The organism is Dolichospermum planctonicum, assembly GCF_005402965.1.
In the GTDB taxonomy this organism is placed as follows: Bacteria; Cyanobacteriota; Cyanobacteriia; order Cyanobacteriales; family Nostocaceae; genus Dolichospermum; species Dolichospermum planctonicum.
Genome location: NZ_BJCF01000046.1, coordinates 14669 through 32489 on the forward strand (window position 1 = coordinate 14669; position 17821 = coordinate 32489).

A 17821-nucleotide genomic window follows, 5' to 3' on the forward strand; every position below is an offset into this window, starting at 1 on the left:
TGTATAACTAAAATGGTAAAAGTAGACTGTGACTGTAAAACCAGACTGGTTGCGGGTAAAAGCACCTCAATGGGAGCGTGTTGGTAACGTTAAGGAGATTTTGCGGGATTTAGCCCTGAATACCGTTTGCGAAGAAGCTTCTTGTCCTAACATTGGTGAATGCTTCAATGCTGGTACTGCTACATTTTTGATTATGGGTCCTGCTTGCACCAGAGCTTGTCCTTACTGTGATATTGACTTTGAAAAAAAACCCCAGCCCTTAGATCCCACTGAACCTATAAGACTAGCGGAAGCAGTCAGCAGAATGCAGCTTAATCACGTCGTGATTACTTCCGTAAATCGAGATGATTTACCTGATGGTGGTGCGTCTCAATTTGTTCAGTGTATTAATTCTATTCATGATATTTCGCCTCATACTACCATAGAAGTATTAATTCCTGATTTATGCGGTAATTGGCAAGCTTTAGAGATAATTCTCCAAGCTAAACCAGAGGTACTGAACCACAATACAGAAACTATTTCCCGTTTATATCGTCGTGTGCGTCCCCAAGGTAATTATGAGCGGACTATGGAATTATTACAACGCTCCCGGCAAATTTCTCCTAAAACTTACACAAAATCTGGTATTATGGTCGGTTTAGGTGAAACAGACGCAGAAGTGCGTCAAGTTATGGAAGACCTCAGAAGGGTAGATTGTGATATTTTGACAATTGGGCAATATCTCCAACCTACTCAAAAACACTTGCAAGTATCTGATTTTATTACGCCAACACAGTTTGCAGCTTGGCAAACTTTTGGAGAAGAATTAGGATTTTTACAAGTTGTTTCTTCACCATTGACAAGAAGCTCCTATCATGCAGAGCAAGTCAGAGAATTAATGAAACGTTATCCAAGGTAACCCCTGGTGGTCGCTTCTTAACACCTATTCCCTATTCTCCATGAGTGAATCGAAGTGAGTCAAAGTGTAAAATCTGTCGTGATTCTTGGTGCTGGTGCTTGGGGTACAGCCCTGGCCAAATTAGCAGCAATTAATGGTAATCAGGTGCATTTATGGTCACGTCAGGGATCACAATCCTTAGTCAGTGTACTGGAAAATGCCCACATAGTCTTATCAGCTATTTCTATGCAAGGAGTAAGAGATGTAGCTTCTGTGGTACAATCTTCTCCTGTGTCTCCAGAGACAATCTTTGTCACCGCAACTAAAGGATTAGAACCCAAAACAACATACACACCTTCGCAAATTTGGCAAGAAATTTTTCCTAATCATCCCGTTGTTGTCTTATCAGGTCCGAATTTATCCCAGGAAATTGTCCGGGAATTACCAGCAGCAACCGTAGTAGCTAGTAAAAATATCAATGCCGCCCAAAGTGTACAATTAGTATTTTCTTCCAGTCGTTTTCGTGTTTATACTAATCCTGACCCTGTGGGAGTAGAATTAGGAGGAACGCTAAAAAATGTAATAGCGATCGCTGCTGGTGTATGTGATGGGCTAAACTTAGGAACAAATGCTAAAGCCGCTTTAGTCACCCGTGGCTTAACCGAAATAGTGCGAATTGGTAAGAATTTAGGCGCGAAAACGGAAACATTTTATGGTTTATCCGGTCTAGGGGACTTACTAGCTACCTGTAACAGCCCTTTAAGTCGCAATTATCAACTTGGTTATCAGTTAGCTCATGGAAAAACGCTCAAAGAAATTTTAGCGGGTCTTCCTGGAATAGCGGAAGGTGTAAACACTTGTCGGGTATTAATGGAAATTGCACAACAACGAAGTATTGCTATTCCTATTAGCGAACAAGTTTATCAACTACTGGAAGGAGAAGTTACACCTCAACAAGCATTAGATCAACTTATGTTACGAGATATTAAACCGGAATTTGATGATTTTCCCAAAGAACAAATGTGGTAAGTAAAGGTAAAATGCTTACAGAGTCAGGTCTGCAATGAAAATTAAATGATTACTGCTTTCAGTCCCGGAAAGAATTTGCCAAATTGTCAGGAAATTACGTTTTGAATGATGTAAATATGACCATGTAGTTTATAAACATCATGATCAAAAGTATGTTTTTGACACTATAATCAGTTAGAAAAATCACTGTAAATATCTCTAAAAATGGTAATTTTGACTATTAGATAACTTCTAATTGAAAGTTGGACTCAAAATTAGAATAGCTATTAGTTCCTGATGCTATTACAACGGAAAAAATCGTTAAAATATATTCTTTTCAGGCAGTCGAGTGCGGCAAAAATAACTATCAAGTTTAAAAAAGGTGCAAAAGCTGATAAATTAAGTTTTCTTCCTTTATGCCTACTTACACTAGTACAAAGTTTTGCCACTAATTGTACATCGAAGACTAAACTGTTTTATTTGATGAGAAATTACGGAATAGCAACCGTTGATTTGATCCTAATTTTAACTGCCCTTAATTTATTGTTACCTGGAGCAACTTGAGACATTATGCCAGCAACATCCGTTTATAAAAATACCGACTACGATAGCGAAAATCAAAGCGTACCTATGGATCTCGAAATCAGTAGTGATGAAAGTGAGTTATCCCTAGATGATTTACCAGATTTAGATATCCCTGTAGTTGAATCTGATTTACCCGCTCAAGTTAACCGCAACAGTACAGACCTAGTTCGTCTCTATCTGCAAGAAATTGGTCGAGTCCGGTTATTAGGAAAAGATGAAGAAGTTTCCGAAGCTCAAAAAGTACAGCGAAACTTACGGATGCGAGTAGTGCTTAGTTTAGCAGCCAAGGAGGGAGATGCAACAATTATCCCTTATTTGCGATTAATTGAGGTACAGGAGCGTTTGGCTTCGGAGTTAGGACACCGCCCTTCTTTAGAACGGTGGGCAGCTACTGCGGGGATAAAATTATCCGATCTCAAACCCACTTTAGCAAATGGTAAAAGACGCTGGGCAGAAATCGCTCAGTTAACCGTGGAAGAACTAGAGCAAATTCAAAGTCAAGGACTACAAGCTAAATCCCAGATGATTAAAGCGAATTTGCGTTTGGTGGTATCTGTGGCGAAAAAATATCAAAATCGTGGTTTGGAATTGTTAGACTTAGTTCAAGAAGGGACTTTAGGTTTAGAACGAGCCGTTGAGAAATTTGACCCCACTAAAGGTTATCGTTTTAGTACCTATGCTTATTGGTGGATTCGTCAAGGAATTACCAGAGCGATCGCTACTTCTAGTCGTACCATTCGCCTTCCTGTCCATATTACCGAAAAACTGAACAAAATTAAAAAGGCGCAACGGAAAATTGCCCAAGAAAAAGGTCGCACACCTACTTTAGAAGACCTGGCAATTGAGTTAGATATGACACCAGCCCAAGTCCGGGAAGTGTTATTGAGAGTTCCTCGTTCTGTGTCTTTAGAAACCAAAGTAGGAAAAGATAAAGATACTGAATTGGGGGAATTGCTAGAAACTGATAACATTACCCCTGAAGAGACCTTAATGCGGGAATCTTTACATAAAGATTTGTATAGTCTTCTGGACGATTTAACCGACCGGGAGCGTGATGTTGTTTCCATGCGCTTCGGCTTGTCCGATGGTCATTCTTACTCTTTATCAGAAATTGGCCGAGCCCTTGACCTATCACGAGAAAGAGTGAGACAAATTGAATCAAAGGCTTTGCAGAAACTTCGTCAACCCAAGCGCCGTAACCTTGTCCGCGACTATCTAGAGTCTTTAAGTTAGAAAGTAATGGGTAATGGGTAATGGGTAGTTAATTTCTGTCACCTGTCCCCTGTCCCCTGTCCCCTGTCCCCTGTCCCCTGTCCCCTGTCCCCTGTCCCCTGTCACCTGTCCCCAGTTAAGAGTCCCCTGTCCCCTGTCACCTGTCCCCTGTCACCTGTCCCCAGTTAAGAGTCCCCTGTCACCTGTCCCCAGTTAAGAGTCCCCTGTCAACTAGTAAATATTCTCAATAAGCAATGATTGTTGCAAATTGGGACAAAGATTTGTTATATTCTCAATTAATGAGCTTTGTTGAGAAAATTTAGTATGACTGTCTACACAACTGGTTCACTCAAAGCAGAACTAAACGACCGTGGTTGGCGTTTAACTCCACAGCGGGAAACAATTCTACATATTTTTCAAGAACTCCCCCAAGGTGAGCATTTAAGTGCAGAGGATCTCTATCATCGCTTAGAGACTGACGGTGAAGGTATTAGTTTATCAACTATCTACCGGACTTTAAAGTTAATGGCGAGAATGGGGATTTTGCGGGAGTTAGAATTGGGGGAAGGACATAAACATTATGAAATCAATCAACCTTATCCCCATCACCATCATCACCTAATTTGTGTGCGCTGTAACTCGACCATCGAGTTTAAAAATGACTCTATTTTAAAAATTGGGGGAAAAACAGCGCAAAAAGAAGGTTACCATTTATTAGATTGTCAAATGACCATTCATGCTGTATGCCCTAAGTGCCAAAGGGCATTAATGCCTATTTAGAAACTAAGGGAAGTGACAGGTTACAGGTTACAGGTTAGAGGTGACAGGTTACAGGTTACAGGTGACAGGTGCTACGCCACGGGGACAGGTTACAGGTGCTACGCCACGGGGACAGGTTACAGGTGACAGGTTACAGGTGACAGGTGACAGGTGACAGAAATTAACTACCAATTACCCATTACCAATTACCCATTACCAATTACCCATTACCCATTACCCATTACTCATGACCCATTACCCATTACCAATTACCCATTACCCATTACCAATTGGTCAGTTATTTTTCTTCAATGGTGGCTTCTGCTTGATGGACTAAATTGCGGAGGTTTTCTAGTGTTTGTATAGCCACATTCTGCCATAAACCGCGCTGGTTTGCCTCTAGTAGTCTTTCCGCAATATCACGTAACGCCCAAGGGTTTTTGTTGTGAATAAATTCACAAACAGTGGCATCTTCTAAATATGCTTCAAAGACACCTTGATACATATAATCCTCCACACATTGGGCCGTAGCATCGTAAGCGAAAAGAAAATCTACCGTTGCGGCCATTTCAAATGCACCCTTATAACCGTGACGCATAACTCCAGCTATCCATTTAGGATTAACGACTCGCGTTCGGTACACCCTGGCAATTTCTGAACTCAGTTGGCGAATTTTGGGCTGGAGTGTATTGGAATTATCGCCAAAATAGGTTTCGGGATTTTTACCCTGAAGAGAACGCACAGCGGCGGTTAAACCACCTTGAAATTGATAATAATCATCAGAATCAAGTAAATCATGTTCGCGGTTATCTTGATTGTGGAGGACGATTTGCATTTGCTTTAAACGTTGTTCAAAAGCTTCCACATTCTTATTCCCTGTTTCCTGACCAGAAGAATAGGCGTAAGCACTCCAATTTGTGTAAGCTTGAGCTAAATCCTCGTCATTTTGCCAATTTTGGGAAGCCATTAAACCTTGGAGTCCCGCCCCATAAGCGCCAGGTTGAGAACCAAAAACGCGATATTGCGATCGCTCTTGTGCTACATCTAAAGATAAACCCTGTTGAGTCCATTGTTCAGTTTCTTGACGAACCATATCTGCGAGGGGATTTTGATCAGGGGGTTCATTTAAAGCTGAAACCGCTTTTACAGCTTGATCAAATAAAGTGATTAAATTAGGAAAAGCATCCCGGAAAAAACCCGATATTCTCAGAGTAACATCCACACGGGGACGACCCACAACCGCCAAAGGTAATATTTCAAAATCTATCACCCGTCGCGCTACACCATCCCACACAGGTTTAACACCGAGTAAAGCTAAAGCCTCCGCTAAATCATCACCACCAGTCCGCATGGTAGCCGTACCCCACACCGATAAAGCCAGAGTTTTAGGATATTCTCCATTTGCTTGGGTGTAGGTTTCAATCAGGGTTTCAGCCGCTTTTCTCCCGATATCCCAGGCCGTTTCCGTGGGAATGGCACGAATATCAACGGCGTAAAAGTTTTTACCTGTGGGCAGAACTTCGGGACGGCCGCGTGTCGGTGCGCCGGAAGCACCACTTTTAACGTATTTTCCGTCAAGTCCCCGGAGCAGGTTGGTGATTTCTTCACTAGTTTTTTGCAGGGACGGGAGGAGTTTGTCGCTAATCCAGTTTTGGTTTTCTGTTCCGGCTATGATTTTTTCTACTAAATGGGCTGCTTCTATTTCTAGGAGTTCAACGACATCCCCAATGATATGACAGGATTTAAGTCTCTCACAGAGGCGCAGATGCGCGGAGAGGGGGGTTGAAAGGTCGTCGGTGAGGGGATCTATGTCTAAACCCCATTGTTTGGCTATGGTGCGGGTAATACCTATAGAATAGCGGTTGGGGATGCGGGCGATCGCTACTATTAAATCTCTTAGTTGGGTTCCTTGGGGACATTGGCCGAATATGTGTAGGCCGTCGCGGATTTGGGCTTCTTTGAGTTCGCACAAGTAACCGTCTAGGGAGTTTAAGATTAAGGTTTCAAAGTTGGTGATGTCTTTGGGGTTGGTAATTCCTAAGTCTTTATATAGGTTTTCTTTGATGACTAATTCTTTGATGCGATCGCTAATTATTGCTAATCTGGAAGGATCTAAACTTTCGGCTTCGTAATATTCATCAATGAGGTTTTCTACTTGTTGCAATCCTCCATATAATTGCGCCCTTGTCATGGGCGGTGTTAAGTGATCAATAATTACTGCTTGGGCGCGTCTTTTAGCCTGTGAACCCTCACCAGGATCATTGACAATAAATGGATATAAATGGGGCATTGGTCCCAAGGCAATTTCTGGATAACAATTATTAGATAAGGCAACACTTTTACCCGGTAGCCATTCTAAGTTACCATGTTTTCCTAGATGAATTATCGCATCCGCAGCCAAAGATTCCCGCAGCCAATGATAAAAGGCTAAATAATTATGTGTTGGTTCTAAATCTGGTGCATGATAATTCAAACTCGGATCAAGATCATAACCTCTTGATGGTTGAACACCTACAAAAATATTACCAAATTTAATTCCCGAAATTGCCCAATCTTCAATTGTTTCTACTGCTCCCCACCGTTCAATTATTTCCTGTTGTATATTTGCAGGTAAAGTAGCAAAATATTTTTGATATTCGGCTGCTGAAAGACTTTGATTTATTGGTTTCCAGTCTCTTCCTTCGGGATCATTTGTAACACCAGATGTGATAATTTGAATTAATTCCTCTCCAGTTTCGGGAATATTTCCTACTTCATAACCAGCTAATTTTAAAGCTTTGAGAATTTCCACACAACTGGCAGGACTGTCCAATCCTACGCCATTGGCCAGCCTTCCGTTGGTGTTGGGGTAATTTGCTAAAATTAAGGCTAATTGCCGTTCTGAGGGCATTTTTACCCGCAATCGTACCCAATTTGCAGCCAGTTGGGTGACAAATTCAATGCGATCGCTCAAGGGTTCATAAACTACAATATCGGTTTCTAATTTGTGATTTCGAGCTTGCAAAGTTTTGAAGGATACAGCCCTACTAATAATCCGTCCGTCTACTTCTGGTAAAGCCACATTTATAGCAATATCACGGGGTGTTAAACCTTGTGATTCTGATTCCCATTGTTCAATGGAACTAGCACAAAGAATTACTTGCAAAACCGGGACATCTAATTTTTCCCAAAGTTCAAGCGGTGTTTCTGTTTCTAATTGCGCTAGGGAAAAACTAGTGGTATTCATTAATAAACTAATATTTACCCCATCTTCATCTGTAAACCATGCACATAATTTATCACTTACACCCGGTTCACGCAATGAAGAGACAAAAACTGGTACAGGTTGTAAATTTTTCTCTAACAAAGCATTACACAAAGCATCAATAACTTTAGTATTTCCTGATAAATAATGAGCGCGATAAAACAAAATCCCAACTTTAGGCTGAATTGGTAAAAGTTCTTTTTTTTCTTCTTTCCACTCATACAAACCCACACGGGGAACAGGTTGTGGAGGTAGAGGATTAAATTCTGTTAATAAAGCCGTATCAGCGATAAATTTTAAAGCATTGAGGAAATTTTCTGTACCACCTTCTTGAAAATATTGCCAGATTTTCTGGACAATTTCTGGAGCAATTGTAGATTTAGAGATTAAATCAAGATCAAGTCCGTCATCTCCTGGCATTATAATTAAGGTTGTACCATTACGTTCTCCAATTTCCTGTATAACTTCTAGACCATAATTCCAATAAGAACTTCCACCAATAAGACGCAGAACAATTACTTGCGCTGATTCTAATACTTGTTCGCTATAATCATCTATACTTACTTGTTGTTGTAGTTGTAATAAATTAGCGACTCGAATTTCTGGAAATTCATCAGGTAATTTAGAAACTACAGTTCCTAGAGTTTGAATATCAGTATCTGCTGCTGTAATCAATACAAATGGTGCTATAGTTTGTTCTAAGAAAAATAAACCCTCCGACTGATTCCAGCCTCCAGCAGTAGCATTTATACGGTGCATAATTGGTGATTAATAATGACATAACATTTATTGTAGGTTGGGTTGTTCGCGTTAGCGTTGCAAAGCAATGGGAACAAAACCCAACACCCCCTACTATTGTACTAGATAGCGTTTCCACAAATCCTGAGGTGGGATATGGTAATATTATAAGAGTTTCCTTGGTATCAGCAGATTTTCAGAGAAGGTGAAAAACGGGGTGAAAGACGAGCTATACTGTCATCCATGGAAATTAGATAAAATTATTAGAATCGCACTTTAACTAAGTGATTTATCTATGGTATAATTACCATAGTCTGGAATAATTATCACGGTATTTCCATATCAGTCTGAAAACCTTGTTATCTTATGACTTTTAACGAAAATTCTAGGGTAAAACTGCCATCAATTCTACATTTACAGCGATTAAGTTATGAATACTTATCGCTAAAAAATGCGGTTTATAATTCAGAAAATAATATTTTTACAGATATTTTTAAACAAACCCAATTAAGAGATTGGTTACTTCCCATGTTAATGAACGGACAAATTACCATTAAATAACTGAAATTGCTAGTTATCTAGTTAAAGCTGATAATAGGTAATTAGTGATAAAATCCCTGTTTTCATCCTGTATATCCTGATTCTGACAGTTTACCTAACTAATAACTTACGTTAAATATAAATTTTCAACCATACAACATTTAGATAGTTGAGATTGTGCCAGTAAAATTAAGGAATTAACGAAAATTTCGAGTTTACAAATTAGGCTTTTTACGTTAGCATTAAATGAGGCAATAAATAAATTCACTGTCAGGTCACAGATGCTATAATTGTATTCTTCTGTGAAGAATTAAGAATTAAACCGCCGTTTTAATGGAGGATTTTATGCAAGTTAAAATTGAGTTACCTGATGAATTGGGAAAACAACTTTTGGAAATGCCTGATATGCAGCTATTAGTACAGAAAGCTGTGGAAAAAATGTTATTAGAAGAGCAACAAAAACAATCATCTCAATTATTGGTTGATATAGTTAATGATTTGCCTGAATTTCCAACTTTCAAAAATCAAGATCCGTTAAATTTACAAAGAGCATTACGCAATGAATGGGATTAAGTATTTGTTAGATACAAATATCGTGATTGGTTTGCTCCAACGCGATTTAATAATTTTGGATATTTTAAACGATAGGCAAATTCAAATTGGTGAATGTGCTTATAGTGCAATAACTCCCATGGAGTTATTGAGTTTTCCATCTATAACACCCACAGAAAAAGAAGCTATTGTATTTTTATTAAGTCGTATGACATATTTAACAATTACACCAGCAATTGAAAATGAGACTATCAATTTTAGATATACTCACAAAACGAAACTGCCTGATTCTATTATTGCTGCAACTACCAAGTATCATGGACTTGAGTTAATAACCTTAGATAAGAAGTTAGCAAATAAGCTTAAATTAGATAACTGACAGCATTACATGATATTCATCTTAATAAACATTAATCTTTTTAGCACATCCTCCTAATCACCCAAGTTAACTTACAATCAAAAATAAAACATGACTAACTTACCAAAAGGATTAATCGTTTCCTGTCAAGCACCCATAAACTCCCCATTACATGATCCTTATGTAATTTCTGCAATGGCACAAGCAGCAGTGAATAATGGGGCTGTAGGAGTGAGAATTGACACACCTATTCATATCCAAGCGGTGCGGAAAAAAGTCCAAGTTCCCATTATCGGACTTTGGAAACAAGTAATAACTGGTTCTGATGTATATATTACACCACAATTTCATCACGCTGTAGCCGTAGCAGCAGCTGGTGCTGATATTATAGCTATAGATGCTACTACTAGATATCGTCCCGGTGATGAAAAGTTAGCAAATATTATTAATTTGATTCATGATCAATTAAATAAGCCAGTTATGGCAGATGTAGATACATATCAAGCAGCACAATTAGCTGTTAATGCGGGTGCGGATATTGTCGGAACTACTCTTTTTGGCTACACTGGGGAAACTCAAGACTTTTCTCCTCCTGGTTGGGAATTACTGACTAAAATAGTAGAAAATCTTGACACTTTTGTGATTTGTGAGGGTGGTATTTCTTCACCACAAATGGCCAAAAAAGCCTTAGATTTAGGCGCTAATGCTGTTGTTGTGGGTGGAGCAATTACCGGCATTGATTTGTTAGTTAAAGCTTATAATTTGGCATTGGAAAATTAAAATCTTCTCATTTTTCTGTGGCAAAATAGTCATAATATAACATATTATTCAAATAGGCTCATAAAATGCTAGGAAACACCCTTGTGGGCAGATACCAAATTACCAATTACCTGGGAGGTGGCGGATTTGGCGAAACTTATGTTGCTAATGATACGCATTTACCCGGTTTACCGCATTGTGTAGTTAAGAAACTTAAACCTCAGTCTAGTGATATTGCTACTTTGGAAATAGCCAGAAGGTTGTTTGACACAGAAGCCCAAGTTTTATATAAATTAGGGACTCATGACCGCATTCCCCAACTTTTAGCTTACTTTGAAGAAAATGCCGAATTTTATCTGGTGCAAGAACTTATTGTAGGTAATAACCTTAGTCAAGAATTAAGACCAGGTACAATTTTTACTGAAAATCAGGTAATTTCCCTAGTACAAGAAATTTTAGAAATTTTGGATTTTGTACATCAACAAAAAGTAATTCATCGTGATGTTAACCCTCGGAATATTCTGAGACGACAACAAGATGGTAAACTAATTTTAATTGATTTTGGTGCAGTTAAACAAATTACGACTAAATTAGTAAATTCCCCGGATACTACTAAATCTACTGTCGCTATTGGCACACCAGGTTATACTCCTGGAGAACAGGCACAAGGAACACCCAAATTTAGTAGTGATATCTATGCTTTGGGAATTATTGCTATTCAAGCTTTAACAGGATTATCCCCTGAACAATTAGAAAAAGATCCCGAAACTAATGAAATTATTTGGCAAAATTCCGCCACGGTATCCCCAGAATTTGCTCAATTTTTAAATCAAATGGTATGTTATGATTTTCGACAACGTTATGCCTCAGCGACAATAGCATTACAAGCTTTACAAAATTTGCATAAAAATACATCGGAAACAATAGTTTTTTCTCCGGCAATTTTACCAAATCAAGTTAAAAATTCCCCAGTTAAAAAAGGGATATTCTGGAAATTACCCTTGGGGATATTTGTGTTAGTTATTGGTGCTGTAGGTGGAATATTTATAATTAATCGCCTGAATAATAAAAATGCTATAGAATTATATCATCAGGCAAATACTCTGCTGCAATTACAACGCTATCAAGAGGCTTTAACAATTTATGAAAAAGCCGGAGATATTAAACCTGATTATCCTCAAGCTTGGTATGGTCAAGGTCAAGCATTATTTCAACTAAAGAAATATGAACAAGCTTTAATAGTCTATGATAAAGCTATTCAACTTCAACCTGATTATTTAGAAGCTTGGAATAATCGCGGGTTGGTTTTAGTAAATCTCAAACGTTATTCAGAAGCACTTGCCACTTTTGATAAAGCTTTAGAACTCAAAAATGATGCTCCTCAAGTTTGGCAAGCTAAAGGGGATGTTTTTATAAAAATTAATAACTATAATAATGCAGTTAAGGCTTATGAACAAGCAATTAATTTACAACCTGATAATTCTGAATTATGGTACAAAAAAGGATTGGCATTACAAAATCTTAAACAGTATGAGGAAGCAATTACAGCTTACAAAAAAACCATAGAATTAAAACCAGATCATGAATTAGCTTTGTATAATTTAGGTAATTGTTCGGTGAATTTAAATCGTTATGAATTTGCTCTGCAAGCTTATGATCAGGTGCTACAATACAATCAGGGTAACTTTGCCGCTTTGTTATCAAGAAGTAATGTATTGATGACATTACGTAGATATCCAGAGGCCATTGATTCTTTTAACCAAGTGATTAAATCCAATCCTCGACGGTATCAAGTATGGTATAATCGGGGTTGGGCATTACATCAAGTTAAACGCTATCCAGAAGCCATAGAATCTTATAAAAAAGCTGTTTCCTTAAAGGGAAATGATTATTTACTGTGGTATAATCTGGGAAATACACAATATAGTTTGCAAAAATATCCAGAAGCGATCGCATCCTATAATAAAGCTATCCGTTATAAACCAAATCATTATGAAAGTTGGTATAGTCGCGGCAATGCGCTATTAAATATGCAACAATACAAAGAGGCGATCGCATCCTACGATAAAGCTATAGAATATAAACCAGACTACCAACAAGCTATAGAAGCCCGCACAAAAGCCCAAAATGCCCTAACCCAAAATCTATGATAAAATTGTAAACCCTTCTTTCTTCTGACCAAAATCCAGTAGAATATGAAATGCCAGTTATCCAATTAACTGAGAAAGATATCACATCCCTGCCAGTAGCCAAAATTATGGACGTATTAGAACTAAAACGCGAAATCGAAACATTGTCTAGCCGCCTGGGTAAAACCCAGGACTATCTTTGACGTACCCGCACTCCAAGCCAAAATTCACGACTTAGAACAAATTTCCGCCCAAACAGAATTTTGGGAAGACCAAACCCAAGCCCAAAACACCCTACAAGAACTCAATGATCTAAAATCCCATTTAGAGCAATATTACCAGTGGCATTCCCATTTAGACGATACTAGGGTAGTTGTTGAACTATTGGAACTAGAAACAGACACAGCGCTATTGCAAGAAGCCGAGTCTACCATTAACAAACTCAATCATGATCTAGATCAATGGGAATTACAACAACTACTTTCTGGACCCTACGACGATAAAGGTGCGGTCCTAACAATTAACGCTGGTGCAGGTGGTACAGACGCGCAAGACTGGGCATTTATGTTAATGCGGATGTATACCCGTTGGGGAGAAGATCATGGTTATAAAGTTACCTTAGCAGAAGAATCCGAAGGTGACGAAGCGGGTATTAAATCCGCCACCCTAGAAATAACCGGACGCTACGCCTATGGTTATTTGCGTTCTGAAATGGGTACTCATCGCTTAGTACGAATTTCTCCCTTTAATGCTAACGGTAAACGACAAACCAGTTTTGCGGGAGTTGAAGTGATGCCACAAATAGATAATACCGTCAAATTAGACATTCCCGAAAAAGATTTAGAAATTACCACCACCCGTTCTGGTGGTAAAGGTGGACAAAACGTCAACAAAGTAGAAACCGCAGTCCGCATAGTTCACATTCCCACAGGGATAGCAGTCCGTTGTACAGAAGAACGGTCACAACTGCAAAACAAAGAAAAAGCCCTAGCCCGTCTCAAAGCTAAACTACTAATTATAGCTAAAGAACAACGCGCCCAAGAAATAGCGGAAATTCGCGGTGATATGGTAGAAGCCTCCTGGGGTAATCAAATCCGTAACTATGTATTTCATCCTTATCAGATGGTTAAAGACCTGCGTACAAACGTAGAAACAACAGCCATTACCGACATCATGAATGGTGAGATTGATATGTTTATCCAAGCCTATTTAAGACAAGAAAATCAGATAGTAGAAGCTTAGGGAAAGCAGGGGACGCTTAGTTATACTATCAGAATCAGGATAGCCAGCGATTAAAAATAGCAATCCTCTTTTTGGGAACGAACCACAGAGGACACAGAGGACCCAGAGGTAGAGAGAAAAAAAGAGGTATTTACGTCTTGTTGAGAATTGCTATATATGAGGATTGTCTAATTTAGCTGTGTAATAGCTTAATTTAGGTTAATAGTCTGCACTCCCGACTCCTAATTTCCCCGTAACCTGTTAAAGTAATAAAGGAAATTATTGGAGAAATTAACTATGGACAAGTCCCCTACTAAAGAACCCCAACCCAGCTATGTTAAGCTGGCCATGCGGAACATGGTTAGAAAAGGCGGTACTTCCCTCAAACACTTCGCGTTAACTGCTGTAGGACTATTATCTGTCCTCGTTGGTTTAGCGTATCTGACCCGCTAAAGGGGAAAAATTGTGCCTTTACCAGTGGAATTATATTTAGAAAATTGTCTTGACGACTTTTCCCTAATTCCTCCCGAAACTTGGGAAAATTGGTTTCAGGAGTGGTTAGAAATTCTTAATGATTATCTACCAACTGCACTTAGTTATGAAGTTAGTTTGCGGTTGACAACTGATACAGAAATTCAAACCCTCAATTCCCAATACCGTGAACAGGATAAACCTACAGATGTTTTAGCCTTTGCATCTCTAGAAGCAAATTTACCACAAAGCGAGGAAATGCTCAGATCTATGCCCTTGTATTTAGGTGATATTATTGTTTCTGTAGATACAGCACAGCGACAAGCACAACAGCAGGAACATAGCTTATCCACAGAATTAGCCTGGTTAACGGCTCATGGTTTATTGCATTTGTTAGGATGGGATCATCCTGATGAACAGAGTTTGATGGAAATGCTACAGCAACAAGTTATCTTACTTGAGAAGATAGGTATGATTATTAACTTAGAGGTATAGTATATGTATATTTAAAATTAAGAATCTTAGTGATTGCTTCATAGTGTCGCTATTTAAAATAGCCTACAATTGCTTCAAAGTTGATCCGGCTATGAAAATCGGTAGATTCTTACTCTGTCATATATCATATTTTTTTATCTATGTCCCCAAAACTTTCGTCATCACCAACAAGTAACAGCTTACCACCGCTTGTGTCTAAAGACAGGGAACTTTCCTGGCAAATTGCCTCTAATTTATTTGTTAGTTTTAAGTACGCTTGGGCTGGAATTATCTATGGTTTTCAGACCCAGCGTAATTTTCGCATTCATTTAGCCGTCTGCGCCTTGGCTATTAGTTTGAGTCTATTCTTACGTCTAGAAACAGTGGAAATAGCTATAATTGCTGTTACCAGTGGGTTAGTTTTGACCTTAGAGTTAATGAATACGGCCATTGAGTCTATTGTAGACTTAACCGTCAAACAATCCTACCATGAATTGGCAAAAATTGCTAAAGACTGTGCGGCTGGGGCTGTACTTGTAGCAGCTTTAGTAGCATTATTAGTCGCAACTATACTATTATTGCCCCCTTTAGCGACTTTAATCCTGTCCAATTTCTAGATAGCGGGTTGTAATAGAGACGTTTCTAGGAAACGTCTTGAATATTTTCAAATATTTTCAAGAAAAATGAAATTAGGCAAAAATTGTGATATTAGTTATTGATAATTACGACAGCTTTACGTATAATTTAGTGCAGTATTTCGGAGAACTAGCCACAGATTTCTCTGTAGCCAATGATATCCAAATCGTGCGAAATGATAAGATGACTGTAGATGAAATTAAAACCTTAAACCCAGACGCAATAGTCATTTCCCCCGGTCCTGGTCGTCCAGAAGATGCGGGAATTTCCTTAGATGCGATCGCTCAATTTGGCGAAAAATTACCGATTTTAGGGGTGTGTTTAGGACATCAAAGTATTGGTCAGGTCTTCGGTGGTAAAATAGTTTCTGCACCAGAATTAATGCACGGAAAAACCTCCCAGGTATCACACCAAGGAATAGGAATTTTTCAAGGGTTAGAAAATCCCTTCACCGCCACCAGGTATCATAGTTTGGTAATTGAGCGGGAAACTTGTCCAGAAGTATTGGAAATTACTGCTTGGGTAGAAGATGGTACAATTATGGGTGTCAGACACCGGAACTATCCTCACATTCAAGGAGTCCAATTTCATCCAGAAAGTGTTTTAACTTCCTTGGGTAAGGAATTACTCAGAAATTTTCTGCGAACCTTGTAAACGGAAAAACAGATGAAAAGACGACAGTTGATAGGCTATACTGGGGCGGGTTTAATAACCTCTGTAATGACTAACTTAGGTCTGCCAGTTTCAGTAAAGGCTCAGTCTAGCGGTGTATCAATTCATTGGTTAGGACATACTTGCTTTTTATTCACCACTGGAAATGTCAAAATTCTGATTAATCCCTTTCGGACATTGGGCTGTACAGCTAAGTATCGTCCCCCAAAGGTCGCGGCAGATTTGGTATTAATTAGTAGTCAATTATTAGATGAAGGTTATGTAAAAGAACTACCGGGAAATCCCAAATTAGTTTATCAACCGGGGGTTTACGAATTTAGGGGTGTTAATTTTCAGGGAATTACCACAGACCATGATCGTCACAATGGAAAACGATTCGGGAAAAATCTGGCTTGGAAATTCACCATAGCAGGACTTAATTTACTGCATTTAGGGGGCTGTGCTGCACCCCTGACCCTAGAACAAAAAATCCTCATGGGTCGTCCCGATGTATTATTTATTCCCGTAGGTGGTAGTGCTAAAGCTTACAATGCTCAAGAAGCAAAAGCAGCCATTACCGTCTTAAATCCTCAGTTAGTTATTCCCACCCATTACCGCACTCCAGCCGCTGATACAAACCAGTGTGACATCACCCCAGTAGATGATTTTTTGACTTTAATGCAGGGTGTTAATATCCGCCGAAGTAATAGTGACTCTATAGTAATTAACTCCCAGAATTTACCGAAAAATACGGAAATTCAGGTTTTGAGTTATAAATTTTGATATCACGAATTGAGATCCCTCCTGGAAGAAATCAGGAATCTAATAGCAGATTTCAAACTCATACAGCAGTTCCCGATATTATGAAGTACAGATATTAATAATAAAACTCTCGTGGTGCGGGCATCTTGCCTGCACCAGGTGTACCTCACTCAAAGCTACTTGCTGTATGAAGTACAGATATTAATAATAAAACTCTTGTGGTGCGGGCATCTGGCCTGCACCAGATGTACCTCACTCAAAGCTACTTGCTGTATGAAGTACAGATATTAATAATAAAACTCTCGTGGTGCGGGCATCTGGCCTGCACCAGATGTACCTCACTCAAAGCTACTTGCTGTATGAAGTACAGATATTAATAATAAAACTCTCGTGGTGCGGGCATCTGGCCTGCACCAGGTGTACCTCACTCAAAGCTACTTGCTGTATGAAGTACAGATATTAATAATAAAACTCTCGTGGTGCGGGCATCTGGCCTGCACCAGGTGTACCTCACTCAAAGCTACTTGCTGTATGAAGTACGGATATTAATAATAAAACTCTTGTGGTGCGGGCATCTGGCCTGCACCAGGTGTACCTCACTCAAAGCTACTTGCTGTATGAAGTACAGATATTAATAATAAAACTCTCGTGGTGCGGGCATCTTGCCTGCACCAGGTGTACCTCACTCAAAGCTACTTGCTGTATGAAGTACAGATATTACAGCAGTTTCCGAAGTTATGAGGTACAGTTAGTAATAATAAAGATAATACTGTCATGAAAGCATATTCAGTGGATCTCCGAGAAAAAATAGTTGCAGCCCATATTGAGGAAAAAATATCAATTCG

Annotated in this window: 16 protein-coding genes; 15 read left to right on the top strand and 1 reads right to left on the bottom strand. The window is 39.0% G+C overall.

Annotated elements, in window-relative coordinates:
- Window positions 1-28: 28 nt before the first annotated feature.
- The 4 genes from lipA to FFO06_RS16945 all read left to right on the top strand — a co-directional run bounded on the left by lipA (window position 29) and on the right by FFO06_RS16945 (window position 4462).
- A complete protein-coding gene (gene lipA / locus FFO06_RS16925; protein WP_137909082.1) occupies window positions 29-898 on the top strand; it encodes a lipoyl synthase in 870 nt (289 codons plus the stop codon).
- 54 nt (window positions 899-952) lie between these two features.
- Complete coding sequence (locus tag FFO06_RS16930; protein WP_137909083.1) at window positions 953-1906, top strand: NAD(P)H-dependent glycerol-3-phosphate dehydrogenase; 954 nt, start codon at window positions 953-955, stop codon at window positions 1904-1906.
- 549 nt (window positions 1907-2455) lie between these two features.
- The gene (gene sigC / locus FFO06_RS16935) at window positions 2456-3703 is read left to right on the top strand and encodes an RNA polymerase sigma factor SigC (protein ID WP_137909084.1); all 1248 of its coding nucleotides are present in this window, start codon (window positions 2456-2458) and stop codon (window positions 3701-3703) included.
- 303 nt (window positions 3704-4006) lie between these two features.
- Complete coding sequence (locus tag FFO06_RS16945) at window positions 4007-4462, top strand: Fur family transcriptional regulator (protein ID WP_028084223.1); 456 nt, start codon at window positions 4007-4009, stop codon at window positions 4460-4462.
- A gap of 277 nt (window positions 4463-4739) precedes the next feature.
- Here the strand turns inward: FFO06_RS16945 and cobN are convergent, their stop codons facing one another.
- Window positions 4740-8444, bottom strand: coding sequence for a cobaltochelatase subunit CobN (gene cobN, locus FFO06_RS16950; protein ID WP_137909085.1), 3705 nt, complete (start codon window positions 8442-8444; stop codon window positions 4740-4742).
- A 345-nt stretch (window positions 8445-8789) separates the two neighbouring features.
- On the opposite strand from cobN, the gene FFO06_RS16960 reads away from it, so the two are divergent.
- The 11 genes from FFO06_RS16960 to FFO06_RS17010 all read left to right on the top strand — a co-directional run bounded on the left by FFO06_RS16960 (window position 8790) and on the right by FFO06_RS17010 (window position 16997).
- Window positions 8790-8984: a hypothetical protein gene (locus FFO06_RS16960; RefSeq protein ID WP_028090248.1), complete on the top strand. Its 195-nt coding sequence runs from the start codon at window positions 8790-8792 to the stop codon at window positions 8982-8984.
- A 324-nt stretch (window positions 8985-9308) separates the two neighbouring features.
- Window positions 9309-9536 (top strand): hypothetical protein, encoded by a 228-nt coding sequence (locus FFO06_RS16965; RefSeq protein ID WP_137909086.1) that lies wholly within the window; start codon window positions 9309-9311, stop codon window positions 9534-9536.
- Window positions 9523-9894 carry a type II toxin-antitoxin system VapC family toxin gene (locus tag FFO06_RS16970; protein WP_137909087.1) on the top strand — a complete coding sequence of 124 codons (372 nt, stop codon included), beginning with the start codon at window positions 9523-9525 and terminating at the stop codon, window positions 9892-9894. Before FFO06_RS16965 ends, FFO06_RS16970 begins: the two co-directional genes overlap by 14 nt.
- A gap of 90 nt (window positions 9895-9984) precedes the next feature.
- A complete protein-coding gene (locus tag FFO06_RS16975; RefSeq protein ID WP_137909088.1) occupies window positions 9985-10653 on the top strand; it encodes an N-acetylmannosamine-6-phosphate 2-epimerase in 669 nt (222 codons plus the stop codon).
- Window positions 10654-10718: 65 nt separating this feature from the next.
- Entirely contained in the window at window positions 10719-12782 is a 2064-nt protein-coding gene (locus tag FFO06_RS16980) for a serine/threonine-protein kinase (protein WP_137909089.1), read from the top strand.
- Between the two features lie 107 nt (window positions 12783-12889).
- Window positions 12890-14003, top strand: a protein-coding gene (gene prfB / locus FFO06_RS16985) for a peptide chain release factor 2 (protein ID WP_137909096.1) whose coding sequence is annotated in 2 segments (ribosomal slippage) — window positions 12890-12961 and window positions 12963-14003 — 1113 coding nt in all. Because the reading frame shifts where the segments join, the coding sequence is not laid out codon by codon here.
- Between the two features lie 276 nt (window positions 14004-14279).
- Window positions 14280-14435, top strand: a complete 156-nt coding sequence (locus FFO06_RS16990) for a DUF3285 domain-containing protein (RefSeq protein ID WP_071604830.1) — start codon at window positions 14280-14282, stop codon at window positions 14433-14435.
- Between the two features lie 12 nt (window positions 14436-14447).
- Window positions 14448-14948, top strand: coding sequence for an rRNA maturation RNase YbeY (gene ybeY, locus FFO06_RS16995; protein WP_137909090.1), 501 nt, complete (start codon window positions 14448-14450; stop codon window positions 14946-14948).
- 140 nt (window positions 14949-15088) lie between these two features.
- The gene (locus FFO06_RS17000; RefSeq protein WP_137909091.1) at window positions 15089-15544 is read left to right on the top strand and encodes a diacylglycerol kinase family protein; all 456 of its coding nucleotides are present in this window, start codon (window positions 15089-15091) and stop codon (window positions 15542-15544) included.
- A gap of 85 nt (window positions 15545-15629) precedes the next feature.
- Window positions 15630-16217 (top strand): anthranilate synthase component II, encoded by a 588-nt coding sequence (locus FFO06_RS17005; protein ID WP_137909092.1) that lies wholly within the window; start codon window positions 15630-15632, stop codon window positions 16215-16217.
- 12 nt (window positions 16218-16229) lie between these two features.
- Window positions 16230-16997, top strand: coding sequence for an MBL fold metallo-hydrolase (locus FFO06_RS17010; protein WP_137909093.1), 768 nt, complete (start codon window positions 16230-16232; stop codon window positions 16995-16997).
- Window positions 16998-17821: the final 824 nt, after the last annotated feature.